Here is a 16207-nt window from a genome sequence, read left to right on the forward strand (position 1 = left end):
TCGGGTCGGCTCAGTCGCCACGCCACCAGCGCAGGAGGCGCCGGAACAGGCCCGGCCGGCTGACCGGTTCGGGGGGCGTTGTCAGGGTCGGCTCCGCGGACGGGGCAGCCGCCTCTGGAGGCGCCATCTGCGGCCTTGGCATGCTGGACTGCCAATTGCCGGGGCGCTGTGCCGTCACCGGGTGCGCCGGTCGCGCCATGACGTCCTGCTGAGGCGTGGGCGCGAACTTCACCGGCAGTTCGACCAGGTGCCGGTTCGAGATGGACGCCCGCCAACTCAGCTCGTGTTCCTCGCAGGCGAGTTCGACATCGGGGAGACGGGTCAGCAGCGCGTCGACGCCGACATCAGCGATGGCGCGGCCGATGTCCTGGCCCGGGCACTCGTGAGGACCGCCGCTGAATGCGAGGTGGGAGCGGTTGCCCTGCATGTTGGCCTTGGTGTCGGGACGGACACGTGGGTCGACGTTCCCCGGCGCAAGACCCACGAGGAGGCCATCGCCCTTGCGGATACGCTGGCCGCCCAGCTCGACGTCCTGCTTCGCGAAGTAGCCCAAGAGAGTGCTGAACGGCGGCTCGTCCCACAGAGACTGCTCGACTGCCTCGGGCACCGTCATCTGGCCGCCGCTGAGCTGGGCCCGGAACCGCGGGTCGGTGAGCACCACTCGCAGCACGTTGGCAAGGAGGTTGGCGGTGGTCTCGTACGCGATGATCAGGACGACACGCAGGTGCTGGCCGACCTCCTCGTCGCTGAGCCGCGCCGGGTGGTTGATCAGGTGGCTGGTGAAGTCGTCCTTCGGTTCCGCTCGCCGGCCGGCGGTCAGCCGCATCAGAACATCCATGATGTACGCGTTGCTGGCGATGGCGGTCTCGGTACCTTTGGGCAGGTCGCGAGCGGCCTGTACGAGTTTGTCGTTGTACTCGTGGGTCATGCCGAGGATCTCGCACAGCACGATCATCGGCAGGCGCTCGGCGAACTGGCTCACCAGATCGGCTTGGCCCTCCTCGCAGAACTGGTTGACGAGTTCCTGGGTCGCACGGTTGATGTAGCGGCGGATGCCCCGGTGGTCGATGGTCGACATGGCGCCGGTGACCGCGCCGCGCAGCCGCAGGTGTTCCTCGCCCTCGGCGTGGCAGCAGATGGGCTGCCACGCGAGGTGCGGCATGAGCGGGTGATCGGGCTTGACGGTGCCATCCTGCATCGAGCTCCACAACCGGGTGTCACGGGAGAACTGCGAGGGGGTACGCACCGTGTGCATGTTCTCCGCATGACCGAGCACCACCCAGATAGGCACGTCCTGGTGCAGCAGCGCGGGAGCCACAGGGCCGTGCTCGGCCCGGAGCTTCTCGTACACGGCCCCCAGGTCCTCCGCTTCGGGGCCGTACAGGCGGCGCAGATCGCCGGGGCCGATGCCGTGTGCGGGACAACCGGGGGGCGGGGTGGCCATGGGGTCGTCCGCACCAGTCGAAGAGAAGGATTCAGGCGTCACGATGGTCGCTCCGAAGCTGAAGTGATTCCGGTGTACAGGGGATGGAGACGGGGACGGGGTGGGGGGATGGGGTGGCCGTAGGCTCGGTCGGCGCGTGGCTCACGCAGGCGCCTTCGCCGTTGCCAGGGCGTGCAGGAAGTGCATCAGCGTCATCAGGACATCGCGGCTGGACGCCCGGCGGCGGACGTCGCATTCCACGATGGGGATCTCCTCGGGCACGTCGAGCGCCGTACGGAGTTCGGACACGGGATAACGGGGCGCGTCCGGGAAGGTGTTGACGGCCACCACGAAGGGCACTCCGCACTCCTCAAGTCGCCCGATGACGTCGAAGCTGACCTCGAGGCGGCGGGTGTCGACCAGCACGACCGCGCCCAGCGCACCCTCGAACAACCCGTTCCACAGGAACCAGAAGCGTTCCTGGCCAGGGGTGCCGAAGAGGTACAGCACGAGTTGCTCGGTGATGCTGATACGGCCGAAGTCCATCGCGACCGTGGTGGCTGTCTTGGACGCCGAGCCGAAGTTGTCGTCGACGCCGACGCCGGCCTGCGTCATGGTCTCTTCGGTGGTCAGTGGCCTGATCTCACTGACCGAGCCGACCATGGTCGTCTTGCCGACGCCGAAGCCGCCCACGATCACGATCTTGACCGCGGCCTCAGCCGTGTGCGGCAGCTGGTCCTCGGTCCGGGGGCCGGGGACGGTGTCAGAGCCTTTGAAGTCCATGCATCACCGCTTCGAGGATTGAACGGTCGGCGACGGTCTGACGCACGATCGGGGCGCGCGCCGTCACCAGCCCGGTCGCCAGCATGTCGGTGAGCAGGACCGTGATCACGCTGAACGGAAGGTTGAGATAGGCCGAGAGTTCGGCCACGGACAGGGGGGTGGTGGTGAGCCGGAGTAACGCCGACTGCTCGGGCGTCGCGGCGGGCGGAGGGTCGGCGCGTGCCACGATCAAGGCAACGAGGTCAAGGTCGCCGTCGCGCTCGGCACCGTCCGGTCCGGCCACCACGAAGAGCCTCTCGGGGTTCTTCTGCTTCCCGGGGCCGGGCCCGGGAGGGGGTGAGGGCGGTTGTTCCTTGGGGTATCGCCGCTGGCGTTGCGGAGGAGTCATACGGTCTGGCCGTTGCGCCTGGGCGGACTGGTGAGATGGGCACCGATGCGGGCGACGAGGTCGGACATACGGTTGCTCATCCGGCCGGGTTCGGCGAACGTGTCGGAGAGCACGGCGAGATAGGCGTTGGCGCCGGCGGCCATCAGGTAGAAGTAGCCGCCGTTGATCTCGATGAGGACCATCTTCATCTTGCCGTCGCTCTTCGGGATCTCCGAGGCGACCGCGCTCGCCAGGCTCTGGAGTCCGGCGCAGGCCGCGGCGACTCGGTCGGCGGTGTCCGGGTCGCCGCCGTAGCGGGCGATGCGCAGTCCGTCCGCGGACAGCACCACGATCATCTGGATGCCCGGTACGCCGTCGTGGAGCTCCTTGAGCATCCAGTCGAAGTTGGCGCGCTGCTGGATCACTTGAGGTCCCCCTCGTCTTCGGCCTCGGCGCCGGCCGGTTGAGTTCGCGGTTGGAGTGTGAGCGGGTCGGGCTTGTCCTTGAGTCCGTCCCAGAACGCCTCGACCCAGGCTCCGGGGGCAGGCTCGTCCTTCATCGGCTCGGGTTCGGGCTCGGACGTGGGCGTCGACCAGATGGTCGGCCGACCCTCTCGTTCGGCCTGCTCAATGGCCGCCTGCTCGGCGATGCGCTTGCTGAGCGGGGTCTTGACCCGGCTGCGGCGCTGGGGAAGCCCGCCCGGCGTCCATTCGGTGACGACCGGGACGTCGTCCTCCATGGAGACCGCGGCGGGGATCTTCGGGCTGGTCGGGCGCCGCTTCTTGGGAGCGCGCCTGGGACCTTCGAGCGCATCGGGGTCGTCGGCCTTGGGCGCCGCTCCCGCCCCGATGCCGTGGGCGAGTCCGGGCGCGGGCTCGTTGGTCATCATCTCGCGTGGCACCACGAGGACGGCGCGGACGCCGCCGTATGCCGACGACCGCAGCGAGACCTGCATCTTGTAGGCGGTGCAGAGGCGACCGACGACAGCCAGGCCCAGGCGTGGGGACTCTCCGAGGTCCTGGAGGTCGGTGCCCTGCTTGGCACGTTCGAGCATGCCCTCGACTCTGGCGCGGGCCTCTTCGCTCAGGCTGACACCTGCGTCCTCGATCTCGATCGCGACGCCGGTCTGCACCTCGGTGGCGGTGACGTGCACCTTGGTCTGCGGCGGCGAGTAACGGGTGGCGTTGTCGAGGAGTTCGGCCGCCGCGTGGATGATCGGCTCGACCGAGATGCCGGCGATGTTGACCTGGACGATGGAGTCCAGGCTGATGCGTCGGTACTCCAGGATCCGGGACATCGCGCCGCGCAGCACGCTGTACAGCGGGACGGGGTCGGGCCACTGGCGTCCGGGGCGGCCGCCGCCGAGCACGGAGATGGAGTCGGCGAGGCGACCGATCAGCATGGTGCCGTGGTCGATGCGCAGGAGGTCGTCGAAGACCTCGGGGTTGCGCCCGTGGTCCTCCTCCATCTCACGCAGTTCCACGGCCTGTTGGTGGACGATCGACTGAACGCGGCGGGCGATGTTGACGAAGGAGCGCTGGGCGGAGTCGCGCAGGGCTTCCTCGTGGTCGACGATGTCGACCATCGACTTCACCAACTCGATCTGCGCCGGGGCGAGTCGGCCGTAGGACGGGTCGAGTTCGGCGAGGTCGCGCATCACTTCATGGGGTGAACTGCCGCAGCGCAGCGCATGGATCGCGGCCGGCGTGATCTCCGTGGCGAGGCGGGCCATCTCCTCGCCGTGGGCGGCGACGCGGCGTTCCAGATACGCGGTGTGACGGGCATGCTCGGCCCGAGTGTCCCGCAGCGCGCGGCCGCGGCGCACCGCTTCGGCCGCGGAGGCCAGCACCAGCAGCATGGCCACGGCACCGCACACGCCGACGGCCGTCCGGGCCGGGTCCGCCACCAGGGCGACGGCGGCTCCGATCGCCGCGGCCATCACTATGGCCGGCAGCAACAGCACACGCGCATAGGGGAGTTCACGGCGTCGGGGCGGGGATTGAACGCTCACCATGTGGGCCCTCTGAAACTGATCGGGTGGGTGTAGGGGGAGCTTGCAGGGGGGTACGTCATGGGTATGTCGGAATCTTCTGCGCACTTGGGAACAAGCGCACGATTACACCTCAACTCGGTGCGCTGCGGGCGAGCTTAGTCCGACCGGATCATCGCTGTGTCATATTCAGCAAGCACCTGAAATGGGGTGCGCGACAGCGCTACGCTCAGCCTCATTTATACGCTCAGATCACATGCGAACACCTTTCGTAATCATGTGTGATTGTTCGAAAGTCACTCACCGTGAGGGATGAAGATCGGGTTCCGGACCCCGGATCGAGCGATCAACGGGAGATGTGACGTCCGGCGAAGGCGGACGAGAGGCGCCGCGCGCGGACCGCGGCTCGAACGGCAAAGGCAACTCGGCGGAAACAACAAAGGCAAGGAGCTTCTCCGCTCCTTGCCACTTTCAACTTATAGCGCACTGGGGGGCTTGCGGCAAGGCCCCCTCCATGCCGCAGAATCTCCGGCCGTAGGCCCACGACCTGCGGAAACGGGAGGCATACCGGTGCGTGCGTGTGATGTGGCCGCGGGGCCCGGGAGCGTCGCCGCACACGAGGTCCGCCGACGACCGACTTACGGAGCCAGAACTTTGAACCCCCTGACCACCAGTGCCTTCGCCCTTCCCGAACGCCTCTCCCTCAAGGCCGATCCGGCACTCGTCGCCGCCGACGAGCGGCACTTCGCCGCCATTGCCGAGTGCCTCGAACAGTCCATCGCCGAGCTGTCCGACCGTCTCGCCGCAGCCCGCAAGGAACCGGGTGGCACCGGCCGGGAGGCGATGGACCGCGACAACGAGATCCATCGGCTCAGCGCCCGTCTGCGCACCCTGCGCCGCTTCGGCCTGGACCTGTGCCTCGGACACATGGTCGGCGCGGACAGCCCCGAGCCGGTCTACGTGGGCCGCCTCGGCCTGACCGACAGCACGGGCCGCCGACTGCTCGTCGACTGGCGCTCCCCCGCGGCCGAGCCGTTCTTCGGCGCCACCCACGGCAACCCGATGGGCCTGACAAGCCGCCGCCGGTACCGCTGGAACGAGGGCCGGATCAGCGACTACTGGGACGAGGTGTTCACCTCGGACGGCTTCGCCGGGCATGCCGCGCTCGACGACCAGTCCGCGTTCATCGCGAGCCTGGGCAGCAACCGCTCCCCCAGGATGCGGGACGTGCTCGGCACGATCCAGGCCGACCAGGACGCCATCATCCGTGCCGGATCCCGCGGCGCACTAGTCGTCGACGGCGGCCCCGGCACGGGCAAGACCGTCGTCGCCCTGCACCGCTCCGCCTACCTGCTGTACTCCGACCCGCGGCTCGACCAGCGCCGGGGCGGCGTGCTGTTCGTCGGTCCGCACCGGCCCTATCTGGCGTACGTCTCCGACGTCCTGCCGAGCCTCGGCGAGGAGGGCGTGCAGACCTGCATCCTGCGGGACCTGGTTCCCGAGGGGGCCGCGGCGACCGTCGAGTCCGACCCGGAGGCGGCCCGCCTGAAGTCGTCCGCCGACCTGGTGCGGGCGATCGAGAAGGCCGTCCGCTTCTACGAGGAGCCGCCCACCGAGGCCATGACGGTCACGACCCACTGGTCCGACGTACGGCTGACCGCCCGCGACTGGGCCGTGGCGTTCGACGCGGCCGAGCCCGGCGTCCCCCACAACGAGGCCCGCGACCAGGTCTGGGAGGAACTGCTGACGATCCTGGTCGACCGGCACGAGGAGGACGCCTCCGGCGACGACGGCGAGGTCTCCCCCGAGCTGATCCGCAGGTCCCTGTCACAGAACCGGGAGCTGCGCGGAGCCTTCGACCGCTCCTGGCCGCTGCTGGAGGCGACCGACCTGGTCGGGGACCTGTGGTCGGTGCCGGCCTATCTGCGGATGTGCGCTCCCTGGCTCGACCGCGAGGAGGTGCAGCGGCTCCAGCGCGCGGACGCCCAGGCGTGGACCGTGTCGGACCTGCCGCTGCTGGACGTGGCACGGCAACGGCTCGGTGATCCGGAGGCCGCCCGCCGCAAGCGCCGGCACGCGGGCATCCTCGCCGCGCAGCGCGAGCGGATGACGCAGGTCGTCGACAACCTCATCGAGGCCACGGCGGACTCCGGTGCCGACGGCGACGACGGTGAGGGCCTGGTGATCATGCTGCGCGGCCAGGACGCCCGGGTCAGCCTGGTCGACGAGTCCGAGCTGACCGACATCGCCCCGGACCGGCTCGCCGGCCCGTTCGCGCACATCGTCGTCGACGAGGCGCAGGAACTGACCGACGCGGAGTGGCAGATGCTGCTCCTGCGGTGCCCCTCGCGCAGCTTCACCATCGTCGGGGACCGTGCCCAGGCCAGGCACGGCTTCACGGAGTCCTGGCAGGACCGCCTGGCCCGCATCGGCCTCGACCGGATCGACCTGGCCTCCCTCAACGTCAATTACCGCACCCCGGCGGAGATCATGACGGAGGCCGAGCCGGTCATCCGCGCCGCGCTGCCGGACGCCAACGTGCCGACGTCGATCCGCAGCGGAGGGCTCCCCGTGCTCCACCCATCGGTTTGGGAGCGGGACTCGATCCTCGACACCTGGCTCGCCGAACACACCGAGGGAATCGCCTGCGTCATCGGCGACCCCACGTTCCGCCCGACGGACCGGGTACGGTCACTGACCCCCGAGCTGTCCAAGGGCCTGGAGTTCGACCTGGTCGTCCTCGTGAACCCGGAGAGGTTCGGTGAGGGCATCGAGGGAGCAGTGGACCGCTATGTGGCGATGACACGAGCGACCCGGCAACTGGTCATCCTCCGGTGACGGCACGCCCCCAGGGGTGCGGGGAACTGGGCAAGCAGCCACAACGCACCCGCGCTCGCCCGTAATCCATCACCCCACCGACGAGTAGGCCACAACCCCCCGCAGCAACCCCTCAACAGCCTTACGCGCGCTCTTCCCCACGGTCGAGTCCGCAGGCGAAGCCGCCGAGATCTGCCCCAGCACATCGATCACCTGCTTGCACCACCGCACGAAGTCCCCGGCCGGCATCTCCGCCTCGCGCAGCACCTCGTCCAGGCCCTTGCCGCTGGCCCACATATACGCGGCCCAGGCAAAGCCCAGATCCGGTTCCCGCTGCCCGACACCCTCGGTCTGGGTGATCCGGAAGTCCTCCTCCAGAGCGTCCAGCCGACCCCAGATCCGCACCATCTCACCCAGCGCGGCCTTGGCCCTGCCCGACGGCAGCTTCGGGGCCATCGCGTCGTCCCCGACCCGTGCCTCGTACACCAAAGCCGAGACACAGGCGGCCAGTTCGGCCGGGCCGAGGCCCTCCCACACCCGCTCGCGCAGGCACTCGCTGGCCAGCAGGTCGAGTTCGCCGTACAGCCGCGCCAGGCGCTTGCCGTGCTCGGTCACCTCGTCGCCGCGCAGATAGTCCAGCTCGGTCAGCAGCGCGACGATGCGGTCGAAGGTGCGCGCGATCGTGTTCGTGCGGCCTTCGATACGGCGCTCCAGCTGCGAGGTGTCCCGCAGCAGCCGGTGGTAGCGCTCGGCCCAACGGGCGTGGTCCTCACGGTCGTTGCAGCCGTGGCAGGGGTGTGCCCGCAGGGCCTTGCGCAGCCGGTCGATCTCCCGGTCGTCCGCGGCCTGGGAGCGCCGCTTGCGGTGCCGGTCGGGTGAGATGTGCCCGGCCTTGGTGCGCAGCGCCGAGGCCAGGTCCCGACGGGACTGCGGGGAGCGCGGGTTGAAGGACTTGGGGATCCGCATCCGCTCCAGCGCCTCCACGGGCACCGGGAAGTCCATCGACGCCAGTCGCTTGACCTGCCGCTCGGAGGTGAGAACCAGCGGGCGCGGCCCGTCGTGGTGCTCGAAGCCGCGGTGGCCGTTGGAGCGGCCGGCCGGCAGCCCCGGGTCGAGCACCAGCGCGAGTCCGGCGTACTTGCCGGTCGGCACATGGATGACGTCGCCCGGCTTGAGCCTCTCCAGCGCGACAGCCGCCTCCGCGCGGCGCTCAGCCGCGCCCTGGCGGGCCAACTCGTTCTCGCGGTCCTTCAGTTCGCGGCGCAGCTGCGCGTACTCCTCGAAGTTCCCGAGGTGGCAGGTCATGGACTCCTTGTAGCCCTCAAGCCCCTCCTCGTTGCGCTGCACCTGGCGCGAGATCCCGACCACCGACTTGTCGGCCTGGAACTGCGCGAAGGACGTCTCCAGCAGTTCGCGCGAGCGGTGCCGCCCGAACTGCTCGACGAGGTTGACCGCCATGTTGTACGACGGCTTGAAGCTGGAGCGCAGCGGATAGGTGCGCGTGCCGGCCAGGCCCGCGAGGTGGTCCGGGCTCATGCCGCGCTGCCACAGCACCACGGCATGTCCCTCGACATCGATGCCGCGGCGGCCCGCACGGCCGGTCAGCTGGGTGTACTCGCCCGGGGTGATGTCGGCGTGCTGCTCGCCGTTCCACTTGACGAGCTTCTCCAACACCACGGAGCGCGCCGGCATGTTGATGCCGAGGGCGAGGGTCTCGGTGGCGAACACGGCCTTGACCAGGCCGCGGACGAACAGTTCCTCGACGACCTCCTTGAAGGTCGGCAGCATGCCCGCGTGGTGGGCGGCTATGCCGCGCTCGAGGCCTTCCAGCCACTCGTAGTACCCGAGGACGTGCAGGTCCTCCGTCGGGATGGACGCGGTGCGCTCCTCGACGAGGGAACGCACCTTCTCCCGCGCCTCGTCGTCGTTCAGCCGCAGCCCTGCGTGCAGGCACTGCTGGACCGCGGCCTCGCAGGCGGCGCGGCTGAAGATGAAGGTGATGGCGGGCAGCAGGCCCTCGGCGTCGAGGCGTTCGATGACTTCGGGCCGCCCGGGGGTCCACACCCTGGAGCGCTGTCTGCGCTCGCGCTCCCGGTCGGCCTCGCGCATGGCACGGCCGCGTCTGCGGTCCTGGTAGGACGGCCGGGTCGCCTCCATGCGGGCCAGCCGGGTGAGGTCGGGGTTCACGGCCTTCTTGCTGCCCTCGCCCTCCTCGAACAGGTCGTACATCCGGCGTCCGGCGAGCACGTGCTGGAACAGCGGCACGGGCCGGTGCTCGGAGACGATGACCTCGGTGTCACCGCGGACGGTGTCGAGCCAGTCGCCGAACTCCTCGGCGTTGGACACGGTCGCCGACAGCGAGACGAGGGTGACCGACTCGGGAAGGTGAATGATCACCTCTTCCCATACGGCGCCACGGAAGCGGTCGGAGAGGTAGTGCACCTCGTCCATGACCACATAGCCGAGGCCGAGGAGGGTCTGCGACCCGGCGTACAGCATGTTCCGCAGCACCTCGGTGGTCATCACGACCACCGCGGCGTCCGGGTTGACGCTGTTGTCACCGGTCAGCAGGCCGACCATGCCGTTGCCGTAACGGCGGCACAGGTCGGCGTACTTCTGGTTCGACAGCGCCTTGATGGGGGTGGTGTAGAAGCACTTCTTGCCCTGCATCAGGGCGAGGTGGACGGCGAACTCGCCGACGATCGTCTTGCCTGAGCCGGTGGGCGCGGCCACCAGCACGCCCTTTCCCGTCTCGAGTGCCTGGCACGCCTCGATCTGGAAGGGGTCGAGGCCGAAGTCGTACATCTCGCGGAAGGAGGCGAGCGCGGTGGCCTGCTCGGCGGCGCGCCTGCGTGCCGCCGCATACCGCTCGGCCGGTGAGAGGTCCTCTGTCATCGTGCTTTCGAGCGTACCGGGCGCCACTGACAACAGGACGATCATTATCCGGATCGGCACCCCGCAAACCCGGGATCCACGCAGCTCACGACCCCGAAGCGGAAGCGGCCGGGTGCGCCCCGTAGGCACCCCGGCCGCTTCCCGCTGAGAGACGTCTCTCAGGTGACGTCGTCGTAACCGTTGACCCGCTCCGTGGTCGCCTGCTCAGGCAGCGCCCGGCTCGCGGAGACCGACTCGACCTCACCGATGTCCTCGGGGGTGAGATCCAGGTCGGAGGCCTCGTCGTCGGCCGGGCCCGCCGCGTCGCGGCGCGCGCGACGCCGGTCGTTGAGAAGCGCGATGGCTGTCGCACCGAAGTACAGGATCCAGATGGGGCCGGCGAGCGCCAGCATGGAGATCGGGTCGGTGCTCGGCGTCGCGATCGCGGCGAACAGGGTGATCCCCATGATCATGGCGCGCCACCAGCCGGCCATCTTCCTGCCGGACAGCACTCCGCCGAAGTTCAGCATCACCAGCAGCAGGGGAAGCTCGAAGGAGAGGCCGAAGACGACGATCATGCGCATGATCAGCTGCAGGAGATCGTCCAGCGGCAACTGGTTGTCGCTGCCGATGATCGAGAACTCGAGCATCACCGACGCCATCTTGGGCAGAGACCAGTAGGCGAAGTAGGCCCCCGTGACAAACAGGGGGAAGCCCGCGCCGACGAAGGCGAGGCTGTACTTCTTCTCGTTCCGGTGCAGACCCGGCGCGATGAACGCCCAGAGTTGGTAGAGCCAGATCGGGGAGGCCAGCACCACGCCCGACGAGAGCGAGACCGTGAGGGCGAGCGTGAACGGGCTCAGCAGGCCGTTCTGCACGATGCGCGCGCACTGCGTCTCATTGGTGTCCTTCGCCAGCTCCGCGAAGCTGTACTCGCATCCCACCGCCTGGAGGATGGGATCCGTGAAGAACTGGATGATGTCCTTGTAGAAGAAGGCCGCCACGATCGTCGTGACGAGAACCGCCAGCAGACTCTTGACGAGCCGGTTGCGGAGTTCGCGCAAATGCTCCGCGAGGGGCATCCGCCCCTCGGGATCCTTCTCCTCTTTGCGGGCAGACTTCAGCAACCCACGTTCCCATCTCGTGCGGCGGGCCGGAAGTCACCGGCCCTGCGTCAGCGCTTGGTGGTGTCCGTCGGCTCGTTGACCGGGCGGGAGCTGGTCACGTCACCGGGGGAGGCCTGGATGATGCGCTGAGCCGGGGGCTGCTGGTCGTCACCGGCGTTGTTCGGCGGGTCGGCCGGGGCGGCGGACTTGTTGTCGTCCTTCATCGCCTTGGCCTCGCTCTTCAGGATCCGGGCGGACTTGCCGAGCGAGCGCGCCATGTCCGGAAGCTTCTTCGCGCCGAACAGCAGGATGATGACGACGAGGATGAGAATGATCTCGGGGGCTCCGAGCCTTCCGAACATAAGTCTTTACCTTCTCACCGAGGCGGCTGGGGTGGGATGCTGTCCGATCGGTCGGACATATGTCCTAACGATCGCGTTGACAGCGATCGTAACGCTCAGGGGTAAACGAGAGGCAATCCCCGTGCGTACTACTCCCTGTCCGCGGTCCGGGCCTCGTTCTCCGACCCGCGACCAGCAGCGTACCTTTCCCCGTAGCCAGGTTGACAGGGCGAAGTGGCCCAAAACGTATGCGGCACTGCACTCACACCCACTTCTTGGCGTGGCTACAGGGAGTCCACAGCGCGGGCGGCGCTCATGCTCGCCCGCTCCAGGTCCTCGGCGGCCCGGCTGATGCGCTGTGCCGAGTCCGTGACCTGCCGGCCCAGCCGCTGCGCCTCCAGGAAGACCCGCACGGCGAGCACACCGAGGACGGCGAGACCCACAAAACCCACAGCTACCGCGAACATCGGCCAGAACATGAGGGCGAGCCTAGACGGTCCTAGACCGTGGAGTGCAGCCGCAGGGTGCTGACGCCGCCGCCGGTCAGCAGCTCGATGATCCGCTCGCCGGCGGGCTTGCGGACGGCGACGCCGCAGTCGGGGCAGGTGAAGGAGTAGAACGTCGTACGGCTGCTGGCACCGATGGCGAGGCGCAGGGCGTTCGCGCCGAGCTCGAAGCGGCCCCGGCAGTCCGGGCAGCCGGCCTTGAACACCACCGGAGCCACGCTTCTCATCCCGGCGAACGCTGACGCCACCGTGATTCCCCGTACACCGGACCCGGACGTAGCCGACTCGCTCAAAGCCCTTGCTCCTGCCTGTCGCCCTGCCGCTCCTGAACCACACGCGTCCCGTGGGACTCCTGCACCTCGTCCCCGTCATACGCAGCCAGTGCCTCGCGGGCCGCCTGCCGGGCGCTGTCGGCCAGCTCGGGCGGCGACACGATACGGCCGTCGCGGCCCAGCCGGAGCGCCAGGCGCCGCAGCGACGCCGGGTCGGGGGTACGCAAAGTGATACGCAGCCCGCCGTCCGCAAGCTCATCCGCGCTGTCGTGCGGGTAGTACTCGGCGACCCAGCGCCCGCCCGGTCCGACCTCGACGACGACCTCCGGGTCCTCCGCCGCGGGCTGCACCAGCCCCTCGGACAGGTCCCGCAGCTCCACCTCGGGCGGCGCGGACGGCTCATCGAGGATCTTGATCTCGGCGACTCGGTCGAGGCGGAAGGTGCGCCGGGCCTCGGAGCGCCGGCACCAGGCCTCGACATAGGTGTGGCCGACGCTGACCAGGCGGATGGGGTCGATCTCCCGCTCGGTGACCTCGTCGCGGGCCGGTGAGTAGTAGCGGATCCAGAGCCGGCGCCGTTCGGAGATCGCCCGGTCGACGTCCGCGAAGACACCGCCCTCGGCCTCGAAGGTCACCGACAGCCGGGCACTGGCGCCGGCCGCCTCGCCCGAGGCGGTCTCCACCTTGGCGGTCGCCCGCAGCAGCGCCTGCCGGTCGCTCTCGCGCAGCCCGGGCAGCGTGGCCACGGCGCGGGCGGCCACCAGCAGCGCGGTCGCCTCGTCGGCGGCGATCCGCAGCGGCTCGGCCACGTCGTCGGGGTTGTGCCACCAGATGCGCTCGCCGTCGGTGTCGATGTCGAGGAGATCGCCGCCGCGGAAGCTGGTGCCGCACATGGGCAGCACGTCCAGGTCGGAGACCAGCTCGTCCTCGGAGATCCCGAAGGCGCGCGCGACGTCCTCGACGCGAGCACCGGGACGCTCCTTCAGATACGTCACCAGCGAGAGCATCCGCCGGGTCTGGTCGATGGCGTTGACGGGCCTGACCGGTTTGCCTGCCACTGTCTCGCTCCGCTCCCCCTCAGCCCTTGGCCACGGCACGCAGCCGGTCCACCACGTCGGCCCGCAGCTCCGCGGGCTCCAGCACCACCACGTCCGGCCCGAACTCCACCAGCCAGGCATCCAGCCCATGGCCGTACGGAATCTCCAACTCGTCCCAGCCGTCGCCGAGTTCCCGAACCGCCGTGGCCTTCGCCCGAAGGGGGTACCCAGCGTCCGTGCGCAGCCGGATCAGCGCCGAGCGGTCGGCGGTCTCCCCCGCCCAGCCCGCGACGGTCTCCCGCACGGTGACGACGTCGGGGATCTCGGCGGTGAAGCGGCCGCTGCGGCTGCGCACCCTGCCGGTGATCCGGGACAGCCGGAACACCCGCTCCGCGCCGCGGTCGCGGTCCCAGCCCGCCAGATACCAGTGGCCGCGCCAGCACTCCAGCGCCCACGGCTCGACATGGCGCTGCTCGGGGCGGGCGGCGGTGGCCTTGCGGTAGTCGAAGACGACCGGGCGACGGTCCCGGCAGGCCAGCATCAGCGGCTCGAACGCCGCCTCGTGCACGGGGATACGGGGCTCCAGCGCGCCGTGCGCCTCATAGGGGTCGACGTCCTCCGGCAGCCCCGCGGCGCGCAGCTTCTGGAGGGCGCCGCTGGCAGCCCCCGCGAGCCGGGCCTGCTGCCACACCTTGGCGGCCAGGCCGAGCGCCGCGGCCTCCTCGGCGTCCAGGGTGATCGGCGGCAGCCGGTTGCTGTCGCGGCGGGCCAGATAGCCGACCTCGCCGTCGAGGTTCTCCACGGTCTCGATGACCAGCCCGAGTTCGCGCAGATCGTCCTTGTCGCGCTCGAACATCCGGTTGAAGGAGTCGTCGCTGCCCGCTTCGAGATAGGCCTCGATGGACTCACGCAGCTCGCGCTTGCTCAGTGGCCGCCGCGTCCCGAGCAGACACAGCGCCAGGTTCATGAGCCGCTCGGCCTTGGCAATGGCCATCGACGCCCTTCGCCTTCCCTATGGTGCTTACGAGCGATGACCGTACCGCTCCGCAGTGGCGTGACAAAAGCCGAGGCCCATGCCCGCACAGGCATGGGCCCCAGGTTGTCGGCTCCGGTCGCCCGCCGATCACAGGCGGCGATCGGATGCGACGATCAGACGCCGAGCAGGTCGACCACGAAGATCAGGGTCTCGCCGGGCTTGATCGCCGGGGTGGGGCTCTGGTTGCCGTAGGCGAGGTGCGCCGGGATGGTCAGCTGGCGGCGGCCGCCGACCTTCATGCCCTGCACGCCCTGGTCCCAGCCCTTGATGACGCGACCGCCGCCGAGCGGGAAGCGGAACGGCGTACCGCGGTTCCAGCTGGCGTCGAACTCCTCACCGGTGCTGAAGGCCACGCCCACGTAGTGGACGGTGACGGTCTGGCCCGCCTGCGCAACCGCGCCGTCGCCCTCCCAGATGTCCTTGATCTCCAGGTCCTTCGGCGGCTCGCCGCCCGGGAAGTCGATCTCGGGCTTGTCGATGCTCACGTCTTACGCTCCATGCTTGTTGTGGAAAGGCAACGGTCTCAGTCTTTCATCACGGCAGCCGGACTCACATCTTGGCGAGGATGTCCACGGTGAACACCAGCGTGGCGCCCTTCTCGATGCCGCTGCCCTGCGGCGGGTTGTCGCCGTAGCCCAGGTCCGGGGGGATGACGATCAGCACCCGGCTGCCGACCTTCTTGCCGGTCAGACCCTGCGACCAGCCCTTGACGACCTGCGCGAGCGCGAACGACACCAGCTGCTTGTTGGCGTACGTGGAGTCGAACTCCTTGCCGTTGGACCACTGCACGCCCTTGTACTGCACCAGCACCGTGTTCTCGGCGGCCACCGCGTCGCCGTCGCCCTCGATGACGTAGTTCGCCACCAGCTTCTTCGGCGGATCCGTCTTGGGGATCTCGATGGAGGGGGCCTTGCCGTCGGTGTTGGTGCCGGCCTTGGGCAGGTTCGCGTCGTCCTGGGGGACGTCCTTGCCCTTGGCGGAGCTCTTGGAGTTGAAGGTGTCCTCGATGTCGACCACGAACACCAGCGTGTCGGTGCCCTTGATCCCGGCCTGCTCGTTGCCCTGCTTGCCGTAACCCCAGGTCGGCGGGATCGCCATCTCGACGCGGCTGCCGACCTTCTTGCCGGCCAGCGCGTACCGCCAGCCGTCGATGATCTGGCCCTGCGTGAGCGGGAAGAAGGCGGGCGCGCCCCGGTCGTAGGAGTTGTCGAAGACCTTGGCCGTGGCCCAGATCTGGCCGAGGTAGTTGGCGAGCATGTAGTCGTTCTCGGCGACCGGCTTGCCGTTGCCCGCGATGACGGTCTTCACGGCGAGGTCCTTCGACGGGTCACCGCTGCCCTTGGCGACCGTGGGCTTCTCGCCGAACTTCGTGCCCGCGGTGATCGCCGGCAGCGGGCCCTCCACGATCTTCGGCGAGGGCGCGGCCGAGTTCTCCGGGTTCGACGGCGACGCGCTGTCGCTGCCCTGTCCGGAGTCCGACCCGTCGTCGTCCCCGCATCCGGCGAGCGTGACCAGTCCTGCGGGAACAGCGATGAGAAGTGAGCGTCGGCGCACGGTGGGGGCCTCGTAATCGGTCGATCTTGTGGATGGCGTGCGCGCAACTCTACGGCGTGCGAAGGGCGCCGTACGGGAAACGTACGGCGCCCGTGTTGCGT

At 69.2% G+C, this 16207-nt stretch carries 15 protein-coding genes; 1 reads left to right on the forward strand and 14 read right to left on the reverse strand.

The window, feature by feature from the left end:
* Nucleotides 1-10: 10 nt before the first annotated feature.
* The 5 genes from AC3ETA_RS06530 to AC3ETA_RS06550 form a co-directional block, all read right to left on the reverse strand.
* A complete protein-coding gene (locus AC3ETA_RS06530) occupies nt 11-1486 on the reverse strand; it encodes a cytochrome P450 (protein WP_432191829.1) in 1476 nt (491 codons plus the stop codon).
* Between the two features lie 99 nt (nt 1487-1585).
* Nucleotides 1586-2206, reverse strand: a complete 621-nt coding sequence (locus tag AC3ETA_RS06535; RefSeq protein WP_432191830.1) for a GTP-binding protein — start codon at nt 2204-2206, stop codon at nt 1586-1588.
* Nucleotides 2187-2594 carry a DUF742 domain-containing protein gene (locus AC3ETA_RS06540; RefSeq protein WP_432191831.1) on the reverse strand — a complete coding sequence of 136 codons (408 nt, stop codon included), beginning with the start codon at nt 2592-2594 and terminating at the stop codon, nt 2187-2189. Before AC3ETA_RS06540 ends, AC3ETA_RS06535 begins: the two co-directional genes overlap by 20 nt.
* Entirely contained in the window at nt 2591-2998 is a 408-nt protein-coding gene (locus AC3ETA_RS06545; RefSeq protein WP_030946521.1) for a roadblock/LC7 domain-containing protein, read from the reverse strand. The genes AC3ETA_RS06540 and AC3ETA_RS06545 overlap by 4 nt, the downstream gene beginning before the upstream one ends.
* On the reverse strand, nt 2995-4587 hold the full coding sequence (locus tag AC3ETA_RS06550; protein WP_432191832.1) for a sensor histidine kinase: 1593 nt from the start codon (nt 4585-4587) through the stop codon (nt 2995-2997). Before AC3ETA_RS06550 ends, AC3ETA_RS06545 begins: the two co-directional genes overlap by 4 nt.
* Before the next feature lie 630 nt (nt 4588-5217).
* Here AC3ETA_RS06550 and helR point away from each other — a divergent pair.
* A complete protein-coding gene (gene helR / locus AC3ETA_RS06555; RefSeq protein ID WP_432191833.1) occupies nt 5218-7401 on the forward strand; it encodes an RNA polymerase recycling motor ATPase HelR in 2184 nt (727 codons plus the stop codon).
* Nucleotides 7402-7470: 69 nt separating this feature from the next.
* Here the strand turns inward: helR and AC3ETA_RS06560 are convergent, their stop codons facing one another.
* The 9 genes from AC3ETA_RS06560 to AC3ETA_RS06600 form a co-directional block, all read right to left on the reverse strand.
* A complete protein-coding gene (locus AC3ETA_RS06560; RefSeq protein ID WP_432191859.1) occupies nt 7471-10320 on the reverse strand; it encodes a DEAD/DEAH box helicase in 2850 nt (949 codons plus the stop codon).
* Nucleotides 10321-10433: 113 nt separating this feature from the next.
* Nucleotides 10434-11381: a twin-arginine translocase subunit TatC gene (gene tatC / locus AC3ETA_RS06565; RefSeq protein WP_432191834.1), complete on the reverse strand. Its 948-nt coding sequence runs from the start codon at nt 11379-11381 to the stop codon at nt 10434-10436.
* Nucleotides 11382-11428: 47 nt separating this feature from the next.
* Entirely contained in the window at nt 11429-11722 is a 294-nt protein-coding gene (gene tatA, locus AC3ETA_RS06570) for a Sec-independent protein translocase subunit TatA (protein ID WP_030956493.1), read from the reverse strand.
* A gap of 263 nt (nt 11723-11985) precedes the next feature.
* Nucleotides 11986-12180 carry a hypothetical protein gene (locus AC3ETA_RS06575; RefSeq protein WP_432191835.1) on the reverse strand — a complete coding sequence of 65 codons (195 nt, stop codon included), beginning with the start codon at nt 12178-12180 and terminating at the stop codon, nt 11986-11988.
* Nucleotides 12181-12200: 20 nt separating this feature from the next.
* Nucleotides 12201-12500, reverse strand: coding sequence for a hypothetical protein (locus AC3ETA_RS06580; protein WP_359049459.1), 300 nt, complete (start codon nt 12498-12500; stop codon nt 12201-12203).
* Nucleotides 12497-13537: a helix-turn-helix transcriptional regulator gene (locus AC3ETA_RS06585; RefSeq protein WP_432191836.1), complete on the reverse strand. Its 1041-nt coding sequence runs from the start codon at nt 13535-13537 to the stop codon at nt 12497-12499. The genes AC3ETA_RS06580 and AC3ETA_RS06585 overlap by 4 nt, the downstream gene beginning before the upstream one ends.
* A 19-nt stretch (nt 13538-13556) precedes the next feature.
* The gene (locus AC3ETA_RS06590; protein ID WP_432191837.1) at nt 13557-14510 is read right to left on the reverse strand and encodes a helix-turn-helix transcriptional regulator; all 954 of its coding nucleotides are present in this window, start codon (nt 14508-14510) and stop codon (nt 13557-13559) included.
* Nucleotides 14511-14665: 155 nt separating this feature from the next.
* Nucleotides 14666-15037: an FKBP-type peptidyl-prolyl cis-trans isomerase gene (locus AC3ETA_RS06595; protein WP_403459178.1), complete on the reverse strand. Its 372-nt coding sequence runs from the start codon at nt 15035-15037 to the stop codon at nt 14666-14668.
* Nucleotides 15038-15101: 64 nt separating this feature from the next.
* Nucleotides 15102-16106 (reverse strand): FKBP-type peptidyl-prolyl cis-trans isomerase, encoded by a 1005-nt coding sequence (locus AC3ETA_RS06600; protein ID WP_432191838.1) that lies wholly within the window; start codon nt 16104-16106, stop codon nt 15102-15104.
* Nucleotides 16107-16207: the final 101 nt, after the last annotated feature.

Source organism: Streptomyces sp. bgisy027 (assembly GCF_057710365.1).